This is a genomic window from Pseudomonas sp. S37 (assembly GCF_016658545.1).
GTDB lineage: Bacteria > Pseudomonadota > Gammaproteobacteria > Pseudomonadales > Pseudomonadaceae > Aquipseudomonas.
Genome location: NZ_JACVZC010000025.1, coordinates 15,112 through 31,977, shown reverse-complemented (window position 1 = coordinate 31,977; position 16,866 = coordinate 15,112). Strand labels below are relative to the sequence as shown.

Sequence of the window (16,866 nt, the reverse complement as noted above, 5' to 3'; positions counted from 1 at the left end):
GCCACCCCCGTCACAGCCACCACCGTGACCCCACGTACCCGCAGCATCGCGCAGATCACCGTGCTGTTCCTGATCCTGATCCTGTCGATCATCCTGCTGTTCGCCAACTTCGCCTACCTCAATACCCAGTCCAACTACGACAAGCAGTACATCGGCCATGCCGGCGAGCTGCGCGTGCTGTCGCAGCGCATTGCCAAGAACGCCACCGAGGCGGCCACCGGCAAAGCCCTGGCATTCAAGCTGCTATCGGATGCACGCAACGATTTCGAGCGGCGCTGGGGCTACCTGCGCCAGGGCGACAAGTCCACCGGCCTGCCGCCAGCACCGGCTTCGGTGCGTGACGAGATGGAAGCGGTACGCCGCGACTGGGAAAACCTGCGCAAGAACACCGACACCATCCTGGCCAGCGAGCAAACCGTGTTGTCGCTGCACCAGGTGGCGGCGACCCTGGCCGAGACCGTGCCGCAGTTACAGGTGGAGTACGAAAAGGTCGTCGAGATCCTGCTGCAGAGCGGCGCTCCGGCGAACCAGGTGGTGGTGGCCCAGCGCCAGCTTTTGCTGGCCGAGCGCATCCTCGGCTCGGTCAATACCGTGCTGGCCGGCGATGATACGGCAGCCCAGGCAGCTGATGCCTTTGGCCGCGATGCCGGGCGCTTTGGCCAGGTGCTGGAGGGCATGCTCAACGGCAACGCGACCATTCAGGTAACCCGCGTTGCAGATGCCGACGCCCGTGCCCGGCTGGCGGAAATTGCCGAACTGTTCCAGTTCGTTGCCGGCTCGGTGGATGAAATCCTCGAAACCTCGCCGGAGCTGTTCCGGGTGCGCGAGGCGGCAGGCAACATCTTCAGCCTGTCGCAAACCCTGCTCGACGAGGCTTCGCACCTGGCCAACGGCTTCGAAAACCTGGCGGGCGGGCGCACCCTCGATACCGTGGGTGGCTATGCCCTGGGCCTGCTGGCGCTGGCCTCGATCATTCTCATCGGCCTGGTGATGGTACGCACCACCAACCGCCAGTTGCGCGAGACGGCAGAAAAGAATGAACGCAACCAGCAGGCGATCATGCGCCTGCTTGACGAAATCGAAGAGCTGGCCGATGGCGACCTGACCGTGACTGTCTCGGTGACCGAAGACTTCACCGGCGCCATTGCCGACTCGATCAACTATTCCGTGGACCAGCTGCGCGACCTGGTTGCCACCATCAACCACAGCGCCGTGCAGGTTGCCGCTGCCGTGCAGGACACGCAGAACACCGCACGCCAGCTGGCCAAGGCCTCCGAGCACCAGGCCGAGCAGATCAGCGAAGCCTCCGAGGCGGTTGGCGACATGGTCGAGTCGATCGACCGGGTTTCCGCGCACGCCTACGAGTCGGCCAAGGTGGCCGAGCGCTCGGTGGCCATTGCCAACAAGGGCAACGAGGTGGTGCACAACACCATCAACGGCATGGACAACATTCGCGAGCAGATCCAGGACACCGCCAAGCGGATCAAGCGCCTGGGCGAGTCGTCCCAGGAAATCGGCGACATCGTCAGCCTGATCGACGACATTGCCGACCAGACCAACATTCTTGCCCTCAACGCAGCCATCCAGGCCTCACTGGCCGGTGAGGCCGGCCGTGGTTTTGCCGTGGTGGCCGACGAGGTGCAACGCCTGGCCGAACGCTCGTCGTCGGCCACCCGCCAGATCGAGGCGCTGGTGCGCACCATTCAGGCCGATACCAACGAGGCGGTGATCTCCATGGAGCAGACCACCGCCGAAGTGGTGCGCGGCGCCCGCCTGGCCCAGGATGCCGGGGTGGCGCTGGCCGAGATCGAAGGCGTATCGCAGAACCTTGCCGACCTTATCCACAGCATTTCCGATGCCGCCCAGTTGCAGACCTCGTCGGCCGGGCAGATTTCCCACACCATGGCGGTGATCCAGCAGATTACCGCGCAAACCTCCGCCGGCTCTGGCGCCACCGCCGACAGCATCCGCCACCTGGCGCGCATGGCCAGCGAAATGCGCCGTTCGGTGTCCGGCTTTACCTTGCCGCCACCTGCGGAGCCCAAGTGAAGCGGCCTGTTGATGAACCGGACTGCGCCGAGGAGTACCCATGGCCGTAGCAGCACCAAGCCCCGAGCGCCACGACACGGTGGCGCTGGCCTGGACCAAGGCCACCATCCTTGACTGCCTGAGCCAGGCGCGCCAGGCCCTGGAGCGCTTTGCCGGCGAGCCGGGCGACCTGTCGATGCTGGCCTTCGTGGTCGACAACCTGCACCAGGTGCACGGCTGCCTGCGCATGCTCGAACTGCGTGGCGCCACGCGCCTGGCCGAGGAACTGGAACTGTTCGCCAAGGCCTTGGCCGACGGCCAGGTCAGCCCGCGGGGCGATTGCCTGGGCGCGCTGTTCCGTGGCCTTGAGCAACTGCCGTCCTACCTTGAGCGCTTGCGCGGTGCGCGCCACGACCTGCCCCTGGTGATGCTGCCGCTGCTCAACCAGTTGCGCGCCTGCCGTGGCGTCGAACCACTGGCCCAGGCCAGCCTGATCAGCGGCGCCGCGCAACGCTTTGCCGGCTCCGACGACCTGGCCAACCTCGACCTGTCGCTGGGCAATTGGCGCGACCAGTTGCAGGCCGGGCCGGGCCGGGATGCCTTGCGCTCGGTGGTGAGCGCGTTGTGCGACGACCTGATGCGCATCAAGGAGCGCCTCGACCAGTTCGTGCGCGGTGACCGCCAGCACAGCGAGCAGCTTGACGCTTTGCTGGCGCCACTGCGCCATGTGGCCGACACCCTGGCCGTGCTGGGTTTCCAGCAACCGCGGCGGGTGATCATCGACCAGGTGCTGGCGTTGCAGGCCTTGGCCGAGGGTGAGCGGGCCGTGGATGACGCCGTGCTGATGGATGTTGCAGGTGCGCTGCTGTACGTCGAGGCCACCCTCAATGGCATGGTCGGCCCGCTGGAAGAAAACGGCCAGGGCGGCCTGCCGGGTTCGGACCTGGCCGAGATTCGCCAGTTGGTGCTGAACGAGTCGCTGAACGTGCTGCAGCAGGCCAAGGACCTGATCGGCGATTGCCTGGAGTCCGGCTGGCCACGCCAGCGCCTGCAACCCTTGCCGGGCTTGTTGCAGCAGATTCGAGGGGCACTGGCGATGTTGATGCTGCCAGCCGTGGCCGAGCTGTTTGCCGGCTGTGCCGGCTATGTGCAGCGCTGGCTGCAGCACCTGGAAACAGAGCCGCCCGCCGACGAGCTGGCCCACTTGGCCGAGGCCCTTAGCGCCGCCGAATGCTACCTGCAATGGCGGGTGGCCGACCCGTTGGCCGATGGCCAGCCCTTCATCGACATGGCCCGGGCCAGCCTGGCAGCACTGGGGGTGCACTGTACGCAGGTCGACGCTAGCGCAGGCCTGGATGACAGCGGCGATGGCATCGATGACGAACTGCGCGAGGTGTTTCTTGAAGAGGCCGGTGAGTTGCTGCCGGAAATCGAGCGCCACTGGCTGCGCTGGCGTGCCGACAACCAGCAACGTGAAGCGCTGGGCGAAGTGCGGCGGGCGCTGCATACGCTCAAGGGCAGTGGGCGCATGGTGCATGCCGAGGCCGTGGCCGAACTGGTCTGGGGCGCCGAGCACCTGCTGAACCGGGTGCTCGAAGGCCGCAGCGTGCTCAGCCCGGAAGGCGTGGTGGCCCTGCAGCAGGCCTTTGTGCAGCTGCCCGACCTGCTGGCCGACTTTGCCGCTGGCCAGCTGCCGCAATTGAGCGAAATCGAACAGCTGGCCGGGCACCTGCATGCCCTGGCCGAGAATGATGCACCGGCGGCTGCCGATCTCGACGGCCTCGACCCGCAGTTGCTGGATATTTTCCGGGCTGAAGCGCAGGGCCACCTGGCCAGCCTCGACGCTTTCCTGCAGGCAGCCGATGGCCATGACACGCCGGTCAGCGATGGCCTGCAACGTGCCCTGCACACGCTCAAGGGCAGTGCTGCCATGGCCGGTGTGATGCCGGTCGCCGAACTGGCCACAGCCTTCGACCGCCTGGTTCGTGAGTACAAGGGCCATCAGTTGCCCCTGCAAATGGCCGAGGTCGAATGGCTGGAGGCCGCACGCTCGTTGTTCCACCTGGGGCTGGCGCAACTCGACAGCACGCCGTTGGCAGCCATCCCCGGCGCCGCGGAGCTGATCGAACAGGTCGGCCAGGCCGTGGACGAGCGCCTGGCCAGCCTGCGTCTCGACCCGCAGCATGCGCGGCGCGGCAAGCGCGACCCACAGCAGGTTGCCAGCTTCCTGGCCCAAGCCATGGATATCCTGCTCAATGCCGAATCACTGCTGTCACGCTGGCAGCAGCAGCCCGGTCAGCGTGATGCGCTGGACACCCTGCTCGATGAAATGACCACCCTGGGCCATGCCGCGCACCTGGCCGACCTGTGGCAGATGGACGATGTGTGCGAAGCGTTGCTCGACCTGTACGGCGCCGTGGAGGAGGGCAGCCTGCCTGCCGACGTAGCCTTCTTCGCCCAGGCACAGCAAGCCCATGAAGCCCTGCTGGACATGCTCGACGAAGTGGCGGCCGGGCAGGATATCCCGCCGCGCCCGGCGCTGGTCGACGGCCTGCGCAAGCTGCTGGACCAGGCCCTGGCGCCGGATGCCACCGGCCTGGTGGGTATCGATTCGGTGACGCCGCTACACCCGGACATGGACCTGGCCGATTCCCTGGGCCTGGGGCTGCCACGCCCGCCCTTGTTGCCGGAGGTCGTCGAGGCGCAGGTAGAAGCGCCGGAAAACCCCGGCGAAGAACTGCTGGAAGTGTTCCTCGAAGAAAGCTCGGACATCGTCGAGAGCGCCGCCGCAGCCCTGGCCCGCTGGCAAGCCGACCCGCGCAACAGCGTCGAGGTGGACAACCTGATGCGCGACCTGCACACCCTCAAGGGCGTGGCGCGCATGGTCGAGATTGCCCCGATCGGCGACTTGGCCCACGAACTGGAATTTCTCTACGAACTGCTGGCTGCCGGCCGCCTGCCGCCGAGCGCGCCGCTGTTCGCCTTGCTGCAGAACTGCCATGACCGCCTGGCGCACATGCTTGATGCCGTGCGCCTCGGCCAGCCGCTGCATGCCGCCACGGCACTGATCGACTATATCCGCAACTTCAGCAGCGCAGCGCTGACCGACAGTGCGGCAGGCCAGGGACCACAAGAAGCCAGCACCGCCGAAGCGCCAGCAGCGGCACCGGAGCGGGCGCCGGGCGACATGGTCAAGGTCGATGCCGAGCTGCTCGACGACCTGGGCAACCTGGCCGGTGAGCACTCGATCATCCGTGGGCGCATCGAGCAGCAGGTCAACGATGCGCAGTTCACCCTCAACGAGATGGAAACCACCCTTGAGCGCATGCGCGACCAGTTGCTGCGCCTGGACATCGAGACCCAAGGGCGGATCTCCAGCCGGCAGCCGTTCGAAGGTGATGCCTATGACGACTTCGACCCGCTGGAGCTGGACCGCCACTCGCAGTTGCAGCAGCTGTCGCGGGCGCTGTTCGAGTCCGCCTCGGACCTGCTCGACCTGAAGGAAACCCTGGCTCAGCGCGCCCACGAGGCGTACAGCCTGCTGCAGCAGCAGGCACGGGTGAACAGCCAGCTGCAGGAGGGCCTGACAGCCACCCTGATGGTGCCGTTCGAACGCCTTGTACCGCGCCTGCAGCGGGTGGTGCGGCAGGTGGCCAGCGAGCTGGGCAAGCAGGTGGAACTGGTGGTCGGCAATGCCGAGGGCGAACTGGACCGCAGCGTGCTTGAACGCATGGTGGCGCCGCTGGAACACATGCTGCGCAATGCCGTCGACCATGGCCTGGAAAGCCGCGAAATGCGCCTGGCTGCCGGTAAACCGGAGCAGGGCACCATTCACCTGAACCTGCTGCACGAAGGTGCCGATATCGTCATCGAAATGACCGACGACGGCGCCGGTGTGCCGCTGGAGGCGGTGCGGCGCAAGGCCATCAAGCGCGGCCTGCTGGACCCGCAGGCGCACTTGAGCGACCACGAAATCCTGCAGTTCATCCTGCGCCCGGGTTTTTCCACTGCCGAGAAGATTACCCAGATTTCCGGGCGTGGACTGGGCATGGACGTGGTGCACGAAGAGGTCAAGCAGCTGGGCGGTTCGATGAGCATCGAGTCGGCCCAGGGCAAGGGCGCGCGGTTCCTGATCCGCCTGCCATTCACCGTGTCGATCAACCGCGCCTTGATGGTGCACCTGGGTGAAGAGCAGTACGCCATCCCGCTCAACACCATCGAGGGCATCGTCCGCGTGCCGCCGGCAGAGCTGGCGGCCTGCTACCAGCTGGACACGCCGCGTTATGTTTACGCGGGCCACGCATACGAGCTGCGCTACCTGGGCGAGTTGCTGCAGGGCATGCCGCGCCCCGCCTTGCTGGGGCAGAGCGTGCCGCTGCCGGTGCTGCTGGTGCATGCCAAGGAGCAGTCGTTTGCCATCCAGGCCGACGCCCTGTCGCCTAGCCGCGAGATTGTGGTGAAGAGCCTGGGGCCGCAGTTTGCTGCGGTGGCCGGGCTGTCGGGGGCGACCTTGCTGGGCGATGGCCGGGTGGTGCTGATTCTCGATCTGCTCGGTCAACTGCGTGGCCAGCAGCGCCGCCTGGCGCGCTTGCCCGGTGGTGGCAGCCAGCGGCAACTGCTTGGCCCGGCACCGCGCCGCGCCTTGCTGGTGATGGTAGTGGACGACTCGGTAACGGTGCGCAAGGTCACCAGCCGCCTGCTGGAGCGCCACGGCATGAGCGTGCTCACGGCCAAGGACGGGGTCGATGCCATGGCCCTGCTGGAAGAGCACCGCCCCGACGTGTTGCTGCTGGATATCGAGATGCCGCGCATGGACGGTTTCGAGGTGGCCACGCGGATTCGCCGTGATGAGCGGTTGAAAGACCTGCCGATCATCATGATCACCTCGCGCACCGGGCAGAAGCACCGCGACCGCGCCATGGCCATCGGCGTCAACGAATACCTGGGCAAGCCGTACCAGGAATCGCTGCTGTTGCAGAGCATTGCCCACTGGAGCCAGACCCATGCTTGAACTGATCGCCGGCCAGCGCAGCAGCCTGACCGGGCTGTTGCTGCCCTTGGGTGACCGCACCCTGGTGCTACCCAATGTGGCGGTGGCCGAGTTGAGTGGCCAGCGCAACCTGGTGTGCCAACACGGCGACCCGGCCTGGCACCTGGGCTGGATCGACTGGCGCCAGCAGCACCTGCCGCTGATCGGTTTCGAGGCGGCTTGCGGCGGTGAGACACCCTGCGGGGACCGGGCGCGGGTGGTGGTGCTCAATGCCCTGGGTGATACCGGCCTGCGCTACCTGGCGCTGCTGCTGCAGGACATTCCGCGCTCGTGCAAGCTCGACAGCCAGCTCAACTATGTGGATGTAGCGCTGGGCCGGCTGGAACTGGCGGCGGTGCAGGTGGGCGAGCAGGTGGCACGGGTGCCGGACCTTGTGGGGCTGGAAAGGCTGGTGCGTGACGCGGAACTGCAACCTGAGCTTGGGTAGGATGTGAGGTATAGGGCCTCTTCGCGGGTAAACCCGCTCCTACAACGATACGCGTAACCAGTGTAGGAGCGGGTTCACCCGCGAAGAGGCCGGAACAGACATCATCAGGAACCCAGCCCACCTCAGGAGGTCTGTGTTTGCATGTATTACGGTGAACGCTTCAACGCCTGGACCCACCTGGTCGGTGCTGTCCTGGCCTGTATCGGTGCCATCTGGCTGATCGTGGTAGCGGGCCTGCAAGGCGACCCGTGGAAGATCGTCAGTTTCTCCATCTACGGCAGCACGTTGCTGTTGCTGTACAGCATCTCCACCCTGTACCACAGCACCCGCGGGCGGGCGAAGGTGATCATGCGCAAGCTCGATCACCTGTCGATCTACCTGCTGATCGCCGGCAGCTACACGCCGTTCTGCCTGGTCAGCCTGCGCGGCCCTTGGGGCTGGAGCCTGTTCGGCGTGGTCTGGGGGCTGGCGGTGATCGGCATGCTGCAAGAGATCAAGCCGCGCTCCGAGGCGCGGATCCTGTCGATCATCATTTACGCGGTGATGGGCTGGATCGTGCTGGTGGCGGTCAAGCCGCTACTGCACTCACTGGGCACTGCAGGCTTTGCCTGGCTGGCTGCCGGCGGCGTGTTCTACACCGTCGGCATCATCTTCTTCGCCCTCGACAGCCGCTTGCGCCATGCGCATGGCATCTGGCACCTGTTCGTGATTGTCGGCAGCCTTATGCACTTCGTGGCCGTGTCGTTCTACGTGCGTTAGTTAAAAGTCGCCCCACAACTGCTGTGCCACCGACAACGCCACCACCGGCGCGGTCTCGGTGCGCAGCACGCGTGGGCCAAGGCGTGCAGCGTGGAAACCGGCGGCCTTGGCCTGCTCGACTTCGGCTTCGCTCAGGCCACCTTCGGGGCCGATCAGGAAGGCCAGGGTCGCAGGCTTGTCGTGGCTGCTAAGTGGCTCGGCAACCGGGTGCAGCACCAGTTTCAGGTCAGCTTTACTGCTGCCAAGCCATTCAGCCAGGGTCACTGGCGGGTGGATGACCGGCAAGGTCGAGCGGCCGCATTGTTCGCAAGCGCTGATCGCCACTTGGCGCCAGTGGGCCAGGCGCTTGTCGGCGCGCTCGTCCTTCAGGCGCACTTCGCAACGTTCGCTGACGATCGGGGTGATGGCGTTGGCGCCCAGTTCGGTGGCCTTCTGGATCGCCCAGTCCATGCGCTCGCCACGCGAAAGGCCCTGGCCAAGGTGTACGTGCAGGGGCGAATCGGCCTGGCCGGCGAAGGCCTGGTCGAGGCTGACGCGCACGGTTTTCTTGCCCACCTCGAGCAATTGGCCAAGGTATTCCTGGCCGCTGCCGTCAAACAGCTGCACGGCGTCGCCGGCGGCCATGCGCAGCACGCGGCCGATGTAGTGGGCCTGAGCCTCGGGCAGGTCATGCTCGCCAAGGCTCAGGGGGGCGTCGATGAAGAAGCGGGACAGTCTCATGGTTCAGCTCGGAATAGGGCGTTGACATCATCCTCTGTGGGAGCGGGTTTACCCGCGAAGGCGGCGGTGGATCCACTATCGCATTCGCGGGTAAACCCGCTCCCACAGAGTTCGGCGGTGGGCTTACAGGTTTGTTAGCCCGGGTCGCGGAAGTCGGGGTGGAAGTTGGCCGGCACCGCCACGCTGACGCTGTCGCGGGTGGCAATGTCGATGCCTTCGCTGGCCACCTCGGCGAGGAAGTCGATCTGCTCCGGGGTAATCACGTACGGCGGCAGGAAGTACACCACGCTGCCCAGCGGACGCAGCAGGGCACCGCGGGTCAGGGCATGCTCGAACACCTTCAGGCCACGCCGCTGCTGCCACGGGTAGGCAACCTTGCCCGCCTTGTCCTGAACCATCTCGATGGCCAGGGCCATGCCGGTCTGGCGGATTTCGGCCACGTGGGCGTGGTCGGCCAGGTGTGCAGTGGCGCTGGCCATGCGCGTGGCCAGGGCCTTGTTGGCCTCGATCACGTTGTCTTGTTCGAAGATGTCCAGGGTGGCCAGCGCCGCCGCGCACGCCAGTGGGTTGCCGGTGTAGCTGTGCGAGTGCAGGAACGCGCGCAAGGTCGGGTAGTCGTCGTAGAACGCCTGGTACACCTTGTCGGTGGTCAGGCAGGCAGCCAACGGCAGGTAACCGCCGGTCAGGGCCTTGGACAGGCACAGGAAGTCCGGGCGGATGCCGGCCTGCTCGCAGGCGAACATCGTGCCGGTGCGGCCGAAGCCCACGGCAATTTCATCGTGGATCAGGTGCACGTCGTAGCGGTCGCAGGCTTCGCGCAGCAGCTTGAGGTACACCGGGTGATACATGCGCATGCCACCGGCACCCTGGATCAGCGGCTCGACGATCACCGCCGAAATGCTCTCGTGGTGCTCGGCCAGGGTCTGTTCCATGGCCTGGAACATGTTGCGCGAGTGCTCTTCCCAGCCCATGCCTTCGGGGCGCAGGTAGCAGTCCGGGCTCGGCACCTTGATGGTATCGAGCAGCAGTGCCTTGTAGGTTTCGGTGAACAGCGGCACATCGCCCACCGACATCGCGGCAATGGTTTCGCCGTGGTAGCTGTTGGTCAGGGTGACAAAGCGCTTCTTGCCTGGCTTGCCGACGTTCTGCCAGTAATGGAAGCTCATCTTCAGTGCCACTTCGATGCACGACGACCCGTTGTCGGCATAGAACACTCGGTCGAGGCCGGCCGGGGTCATGGCCACCAGGCGCTCGGACAGTTCGATCACCGGCTGGTGGCTGAAGCCGGCCAGGATCACGTGCTCCAGCTGGTCGACCTGGTCCTTGATGCGCTGGTTGATACGAGGGTTGGCATGGCCGAACACGTTGACCCACCAGCTGCTCACTGCATCCAGGTAGCGCTTGCCTTCGAAGTCTTCCAGCCACACGCCTTCGCCGCGCTTGATCGGGATCAGCGGCAGCTGCTCGTGGTCTTTCATCTGGGTGCAGGGGTGCCACAAGACCTTGAGGTCGCGTTGCATCCACTGATCATTCAGGCCCATGGGCACTTCTCCTGGCTTTGCGGCGTGGTTCGACCGCGTAAGCCTAAGCAATGCCGCCGGGCAGGACAACCGCCGCCTTCAATGGCGGTGGGTGCCGGTCCATTCAAGCTTGCGGATGTGCACGGTGCCTGCGTGGGACGTGGAGATGGTCAGGCGCCGGAATGGCCCGTCAATCACTTGGTGGTAGGGGTTGGTGGCGATGGGCCCGGGGCGCAGGTCACGGAAACCGCTGCCTTCCAGCGTTAGCCAATAGAAATTGCGCGGGGGCGGGGCAACCATGTCGAACTCATGGCTTTCGGTATCAAACAGCATGTGCAGCTCATCGCAGAGAAAGTCGCTGACCACATAATATTCCAGGCGCAGGCATTCGACCTCCTGATCGAAATTGATCACGATCTCGCTGTGTTCGCCTATCACCAACTCGGTACCTTCCTCGCCCTTGAAGGCTTCATGAAAGCCGATCCAGGACGTGCTGTTGGAACGGAAGCTCAGGCCTGAGGTGGTGTGCAATGTTTGTCTGTGCCACAGAAACTGCCGTTCGACGTGCTGGAACTGCTCCTCGAAGATCATGCGCGTGCCCTCCTGGCGGGGCTTCTGGCCATCTTCCCCAGCTTCGCTTGCCGCCGTGTGACCTGGCTACTGGTAAAAATGTCAGTTGCCAAAGGCACTTGATGTCACTGCGCTGGCAGGGTCGGCGGAGCTGACGTATTCTTAACGCATCTCTCCCGGGGCATTCCTGCCTCTCCCCGTTTCTGTAACCCCTGACTCGGAGTTCGCCGACATGGCTGCTGCTTGGGTGCGCCTGTGCGCGTTGGTATTGATTGGTGTGTCCAGCGGCGCTGCGCTGGCAAAGGACAAGACGCCTACGGCGATTGTCGTGGGTGGCGGCCTGGCCGGCCTGACGGCAGCCTACGAGCTGCAGAACAGAGGCTGGCAGGTGACCCTGCTGGAAGCCAAGTCGGGCATGGGCGGGCGCTCGGGCCTGGCCACCAGCGAGTGGATCGGCAACGCCAAGGCGCAACCGGTGCTCAACCAGTACCTTGACCGTTTCAAGCTTGAAACACTGCCGGCACCCGAGTTTGTGCGAACCCCCGGTTACCTGATCGACGGCGAGTATTTCAGTGCCACCGACCTGGCCACCAAGCAGCCAGCTACCGCCGAGGCGCTCAAGCGGTACGAGAAAACCCTCGACGACCTGGCCCGCTCGATCGACGACCCGCTGAACCCTCAGGCCACCAGCACACTGTTCGCCCTCGACCAGATCAACGTCTCCACCTGGCTGGACAAACTGCAACTGCCTGCCACTGCCCGCCAACTGGTCAACCAGCAGATCCGTACCCGCTACGATGAACCGTCGCGCCTGTCGCTGCTGTACTTCGCCCAGCAGAACCGCGTGTACCGCGGCGTCAGTGACCGCGACTTGCGCGCCGCGCGCCTGCCTGGCGGCAGCCCGGTGCTGGCCCAGGCCTTCGTCAAACAGCTGAAGACCATCAAGACCAGTTCGCCGGTGACCGCCATTGTGCAGGACAAGGACGGCGTCACGGTCAAAGTCGGCAGTGTCGGCTACCAGGCCGATTACCTGGTCATGGCCGTGCCGCTGCGTGCGCTGGCCAAGATCCAGATGACCCCGGGTCTGGACAGCAAGCACCTGGCGGCACTGAAAGGCACCAACTATGGCTGGCGTGACCAGCTGATGCTCAAGTTCAAGAAACCGGTATGGGAAAGCCGTGCACGCATGTCGGGCGAAATCTTCAGCAACGCCGGCCTCGGCATGCTGTGGATCGAGCCGGCGCTCAAGGGCGGTGCCAACGTGGTGATCAACCTGTCCGGCGACAACGCCCGCCTGCTGCAGGCCTTTGGTGACAAGCAGATGGTCGACCAGGTATTGATCCGCCTGCATGCCTTCTACCCGCAGGCGCGGGGTGCCTTTACCGGTTACGAGGTCAAGCGCTACAGCGTTGACGCCGGTACCGGCGGTGCCTACCTGGCCTATGGCCCGGGGCAGATCAGCAAGTTCTGGCGCCTGTGGGAGCGCCCGGTGCAGCGCATCACCTTTGCCGGTGAACACACCGACGCCCTCTACCCGGGCACCCTGGAAGGCGCCCTGCGCAGCGGCCAGCGCGCCGCCAGCCAGGCACAGGACCTGCTGGCCGGCAAGTCGTTCGACCCGGCCAAGGCGGTGCCGGTTGCGGCCGCTGCAGCGGCAGGCGCGGCGGCTGCGAAAGAGAGCAAGGGCGGGTTCTTCTCGAACATGTTTGGTGGTTCGTCCGACAAGGCCGAGAAAGCCGATGCTGCGCCGGCCAAAGCGGAGTCCAAGCCAGTCGATGAGGCCAAGCAAGACAAGCCTGGGTTCTTCAAGCGCCTGTTTGGCGGGGCGGACAAACCTGAGGTGAAGGCCGAGCCGATTGCCAAGGCCGAAGAAGTGGCGCCGGTGGTTGCGCCTGCTCCGGCGCCTGCACCCCAGGCCGCACCTGCGCCAGTGGTGAAGGAAGCGGCGGCCAAACCTGCGGCGACCAAGGCCGCCCCGGCGAAGCCTGCGCCGGCGCACAAGCCAGCGCACAAGCCCGCCGAGACCAAGAAGGCTACCGCCAAGTCAGAACCGGCCAAGAAGCCTGTGGCCAATACCCAGGCCAAGGCTGGTTGATCTATAGGTAGTGCTGGCCCTTTCGCGGGTAAACCCGCTCCCACAGAGATAGCGCAGGCCCCAGGCCTTATGCGTCCCTGTGGGAGCGGGTTTACCCGCGAAGAGGCCGGCACTGACAACCCCGAACTCTACGTCTATCGTTAATGTTTCCTTAATGGGAAGCTTACAGAATAAGTATCGGATTTCTCGATAATCCGAAGCAATTTTTTCCGCTTTTCTTCGATACGTTACGCGTTAGTCTGTGCACAGCTTTCACGGGGAAACACGCCAACATGCAACTGCGCAATTCACCTTCTCGCTACGGCGTGGTCAGCATCGTCCTGCACTGGGGCGTGGCGCTGGCAGTCTTTGGCCTGTTCGGCCTGGGCCTGTGGATGGTCGGCCTCGACTACTACAGCCCATGGCGTAAATCTGGCCCAGACCTGCACAAGAGCATCGGCCTGGTGCTGTTGGCGGTGATGATGCTGCGCGTGATCTGGCGCTTCATCAGCCCGCCACCCCCGGCACCGGCCAACCATGGCGCACTCACCCGCACGGCGGCCAAGCTGGGCCATCTGGCGCTGTATGTCGGGCTGTTCGCCGTGATGGGCGCGGGTTACCTGATTTCCACCGCCGACGGCGTCGGCATTCCGGTGTTCGGCCTGTTCGAAGTGCCGGCGCTGATCAGCGACCTGCCTGACCAGGCAGACGTGGCGGGTGTGGTTCATTTGTGGCTGGCCTGGGGCCTGGTGATTTTTGCCGTGCTGCATGCCCTGGCTGCACTCAAGCACCATTTCATCGACCGTGACGCGACCCTGACCCGTATGCTGGGCCGCAAAGCTTGACTCTCAACCTCAATTGCATAGGAAGGAACAGGATGTTGAAAAAGACTTTTGCCGCTCTGGCGCTCGGTACCGCTCTGCTCTCCGCTGGCCAGGCCATGGCTGCCGAGTACAAGATCGACAAGGAAGGCCAGCACGCGTTCGTTGACTGGAAAATCAGCCACCTGGGCTACAGCTTCATCCACGGCACCTTCAAGGACTTTGACGGCAACTTCACTTGGGACAGCGCCAAGCCTGAAGCCAGCAAGATCAATGTCGACCTGAAAACCGCCAGCTTGTGGTCGAACCACGCCGAGCGTGACAAGCACATCGCCAGCGCCGACTTCCTCGACGTGAAGAAGTACCCGGAAGCCAAGTTCGTCTCCACCAGCGTCAAGTCGACCGGCGAGAAGACTGCGGACGTAACCGGCGACCTGACCATGCACGGCGTGACCAAGCCGGTCACCTTCAAGGCTACCTTCAACGGTGAAGGCAAGGACCCATGGGGCGGCGAGCGCGCTGGCTTCAATGCCACCACCACGCTGAACCTGAATGACTTCGGCATCAAGGGCCCAGGCCCGACTTCGCAGACCCTGGACCTGGATATCAGTGTTGAAGGTGTGAAGCAGAAGTAAGCATTGCTTCGGCAATAAAAAACGCCGCCCATTGGGCGGCGTTTTTGTGTCCCTTCGACGGCCCTATCGCCGGCAAGCCGAGCTCCCACAGGAATACCAAAAGCCCTGAGGGCAGTGATTTCCTGTGGGAGCTGGCTTGCCGGCGATAAGGCCGGCACAGGCTGCCCCAGGCTTAGCCTTTTCGGGTCAGCAAGGCCGGGCGCTCACCGCGCGGGCGGCTTGGCAGGTCGTCCAGCTGCTCAGGGGTCGGGAAACGGTCGAGCTTGGATTCCTTGCGGATGATCACCGGCTGTTTTTCCGGCTGGCGCGGGTTGCGCACGGCCGGCTCTTGCCGGGCTGCATCGTCACGGGCCGGGCGACCACGGCCAGCGCCGCCGCCATCACGACGGGCACCGCCACCGTTGTTGGCTCGCGGTGGGCGTTTTTCGCCGCCGCCACCACCACTGCGCTGCTGGCCGCCATTGCGGGCCTGACCCTGGCCACCCGCGTTGCTGCGCTGGCCGTTGCCTTGCCCCTGACCCTGACCGGTACCCGCACCTGGGCGGCGATTGCGGCCCTGGCCTTTGCCCTGGTACGGGCTGACGTAGTCGGCACGGTTACCGAAGTTGTCTACGTCGTCGTCCAGGAACTCTTCCGGGTCACGGTCAGCGGGTACTTTCGGCGCGCTGCTGCTGGCCTGCTGCTGTTGCTGCTGGCGCGGCTTCTTGTCACGCGGTTTACGCGGCTGCTGTTGCTTGTCGCCGCTCTTTTCCTTGTCGGCCGGCTTCTCGGCAGCTTGCTGCTTGGCCTTGCCTTTATCCTTGCCCTTGTCCTTGCGGCCGCCGTTGGCGTCTTTGCCGCCTTCGCCACGGGCCTGCTGGTTACGGCCACCGCGGCCGTTGTTTTGCGGGCGCTCGCGTACTTCCGGCTTTTCGGCTTCAACCTGGCTGGCATCGAAGCCCATCCAGTCGCCATCCGGGATGCGCTGTTTGGTCACACGCTCGATGCTCTTGAGCAGCTTTTCTTCATCCGGCGCGACCATGGAAATGGCTTCGCCCGAACGACCGGCACGGCCGGTACGGCCAATGCGGTGAACATAGTCTTCCTCGACGTTCGGCAACTCGAAGTTGACCACGTGTGGCAGCTGGTCGATGTCCAGGCCACGGGCCGCGATGTCGGTGGCAACCAGTACGCGTACGCTGTTGGCCTTGAAGTCGGCCAACGCCTTGGTACGGGCGTTCTGGCTCTTGTTGCCGTGGATGGCGGCGGCGGTCAGGCCGTGCTTTTCCAGGTACTCGGCCAGGCGGTTGGCGCCGTGCTTGGTACGGGTAAACACCAGCACCTGCTCCCAGGCACCCTGGGTAATCAGGTGCGCCAGCAGCGCGCGCTTGTGGCTGGCCGGCAGGCGATAGACGCGCTGCTCGATACGCTCGACGGTGGTGTTCGGCGGGGTGACCTCGATACGCTCCGGGTTATGCAGGAGCTTGTCGGCGAGGTCGGTGATGTCCTTGGAGAAGGTGGCCGAGAACAGCAGGTTCTGGCGCTTGGCCGGCAGGCGGGCGAGGACCTTTTTCACGTCGTGGATGAAGCCCATGTCGAGCATGCGGTCGGCTTCGTCGAGCACCAGGATTTCAACATGGGCCAGGTCAACCTTGCCTTGGCCGGCCAGGTCGAGCAGGCGGCCCGGGCAGGCGACCAGCACGTCAACGCCCTTGGCGATGGCCTGGACCTGCGGGTTCATGCCAACACCGCCGAAGATGCAGGCGCTGACCAGTGGCAGGTCACGGGCATAGACCTTGAAGCTGTCATGCACCTGGGCTGCCAGTTCGCGGGTCGGGGTCAGGACCAGCACGCGCGGCTGGCGCGGGCCATGGCGCTGCGACTTGTCGGGGTGGCCGGCCGGGAACAGGCGCTCGAGAATCGGCAGGGCAAAGCCGCCGGTCTTACCAGTACCAGTCTGGGCGGCAACCATCAGGTCGCGGCCTTGCAACACGGCGGGAATGGCCCGCTGTTGCACGGGGGTCGGCTGGGTATAGCCCGCAGCCTCGATAGCGCGGACAAGAGCCTCGGAGAGACCGAGGGAAGCAAAGGACATGGGCGATCCTGTTCTCGTTTGGGCTGGGCCCGTTTGGGATGTTCTGCCTGGCGCGACGGGCATCGGTGGGATGCGATCGCGTCCGGTCCAGCTGGGCTTTCACTGCACATCCGGGAAACGGAGGGTGGACGCGAAGGGGCGTCGGTGCCGATCGGGATGCCTGTTGCGAGGCCGAGCGTCCGGGCGTG

At 64.9% G+C, this 16,866-nt stretch carries 11 protein-coding genes; 7 read left to right on the top strand and 4 right to left on the bottom strand.

Going from position 1 to position 16,866, the window contains the following annotated elements; genetic code table 11:
• Positions 1-24: 24 nt before the first annotated feature.
• From IAE39_RS11130 to trhA, 4 genes are all read left to right on the top strand, one after another.
• The gene (locus IAE39_RS11130) at positions 25-2,049 is read left to right on the top strand and encodes a methyl-accepting chemotaxis protein (RefSeq protein WP_328825609.1); all 2,025 of its coding nucleotides are present in this window, start codon (positions 25-27) and stop codon (positions 2,047-2,049) included.
• 40 nt (positions 2,050-2,089) lie between these two features.
• On the top strand, positions 2,090-7,039 hold the full coding sequence (locus IAE39_RS11125) for a hybrid sensor histidine kinase/response regulator (RefSeq protein WP_201202205.1): 4,950 nt from the start codon (positions 2,090-2,092) through the stop codon (positions 7,037-7,039).
• Entirely contained in the window at positions 7,032-7,505 is a 474-nt protein-coding gene (locus IAE39_RS11120) for a chemotaxis protein CheW (protein ID WP_201202203.1), read from the top strand. The genes IAE39_RS11125 and IAE39_RS11120 overlap by 8 nt, the downstream gene beginning before the upstream one ends.
• Positions 7,506-7,646: 141 nt before the next feature.
• A complete protein-coding gene (trhA, locus tag IAE39_RS11115) occupies positions 7,647-8,264 on the top strand; it encodes a PAQR family membrane homeostasis protein TrhA (protein WP_201202202.1) in 618 nt (205 codons plus the stop codon).
• Here trhA and IAE39_RS11110 read toward each other — a convergent pair whose 3' ends face one another.
• From IAE39_RS11110 to IAE39_RS11100, 3 genes are all read right to left on the bottom strand, one after another.
• A complete protein-coding gene (locus IAE39_RS11110; protein ID WP_201202201.1) occupies positions 8,265-8,984 on the bottom strand; it encodes a 16S rRNA (uracil(1498)-N(3))-methyltransferase in 720 nt (239 codons plus the stop codon).
• A gap of 134 nt (positions 8,985-9,118) precedes the next feature.
• Positions 9,119-10,525: an adenosylmethionine--8-amino-7-oxononanoate transaminase gene (locus tag IAE39_RS11105; RefSeq protein ID WP_201202200.1), complete on the bottom strand. Its 1,407-nt coding sequence runs from the start codon at positions 10,523-10,525 to the stop codon at positions 9,119-9,121.
• A gap of 78 nt (positions 10,526-10,603) precedes the next feature.
• The gene (locus tag IAE39_RS11100) at positions 10,604-11,095 is read right to left on the bottom strand and encodes a hypothetical protein (RefSeq protein WP_201202199.1); all 492 of its coding nucleotides are present in this window, start codon (positions 11,093-11,095) and stop codon (positions 10,604-10,606) included.
• 211 nt (positions 11,096-11,306) lie between these two features.
• On the opposite strand from IAE39_RS11100, the gene IAE39_RS11095 reads away from it, so the two are divergent.
• The 3 genes from IAE39_RS11095 to IAE39_RS11085 all read left to right on the top strand — a co-directional run bounded on the left by IAE39_RS11095 (position 11,307) and on the right by IAE39_RS11085 (position 14,604).
• The gene (locus tag IAE39_RS11095; RefSeq protein WP_201202198.1) at positions 11,307-13,169 is read left to right on the top strand and encodes a flavin monoamine oxidase family protein; all 1,863 of its coding nucleotides are present in this window, start codon (positions 11,307-11,309) and stop codon (positions 13,167-13,169) included.
• Between the two features lie 272 nt (positions 13,170-13,441).
• The gene (locus IAE39_RS11090; protein ID WP_201202197.1) at positions 13,442-13,993 is read left to right on the top strand and encodes a cytochrome b; all 552 of its coding nucleotides are present in this window, start codon (positions 13,442-13,444) and stop codon (positions 13,991-13,993) included.
• Positions 13,994-14,025: 32 nt separating this feature from the next.
• Entirely contained in the window at positions 14,026-14,604 is a 579-nt protein-coding gene (locus IAE39_RS11085; RefSeq protein WP_201202195.1) for a YceI family protein, read from the top strand.
• A gap of 172 nt (positions 14,605-14,776) precedes the next feature.
• On the opposite strand, the gene IAE39_RS11080 is transcribed toward IAE39_RS11085, so the two are convergent.
• Positions 14,777-16,678 (bottom strand): DEAD/DEAH box helicase, encoded by a 1,902-nt coding sequence (locus IAE39_RS11080; RefSeq protein WP_201202194.1) that lies wholly within the window; start codon positions 16,676-16,678, stop codon positions 14,777-14,779.
• Positions 16,679-16,866: the final 188 nt, after the last annotated feature.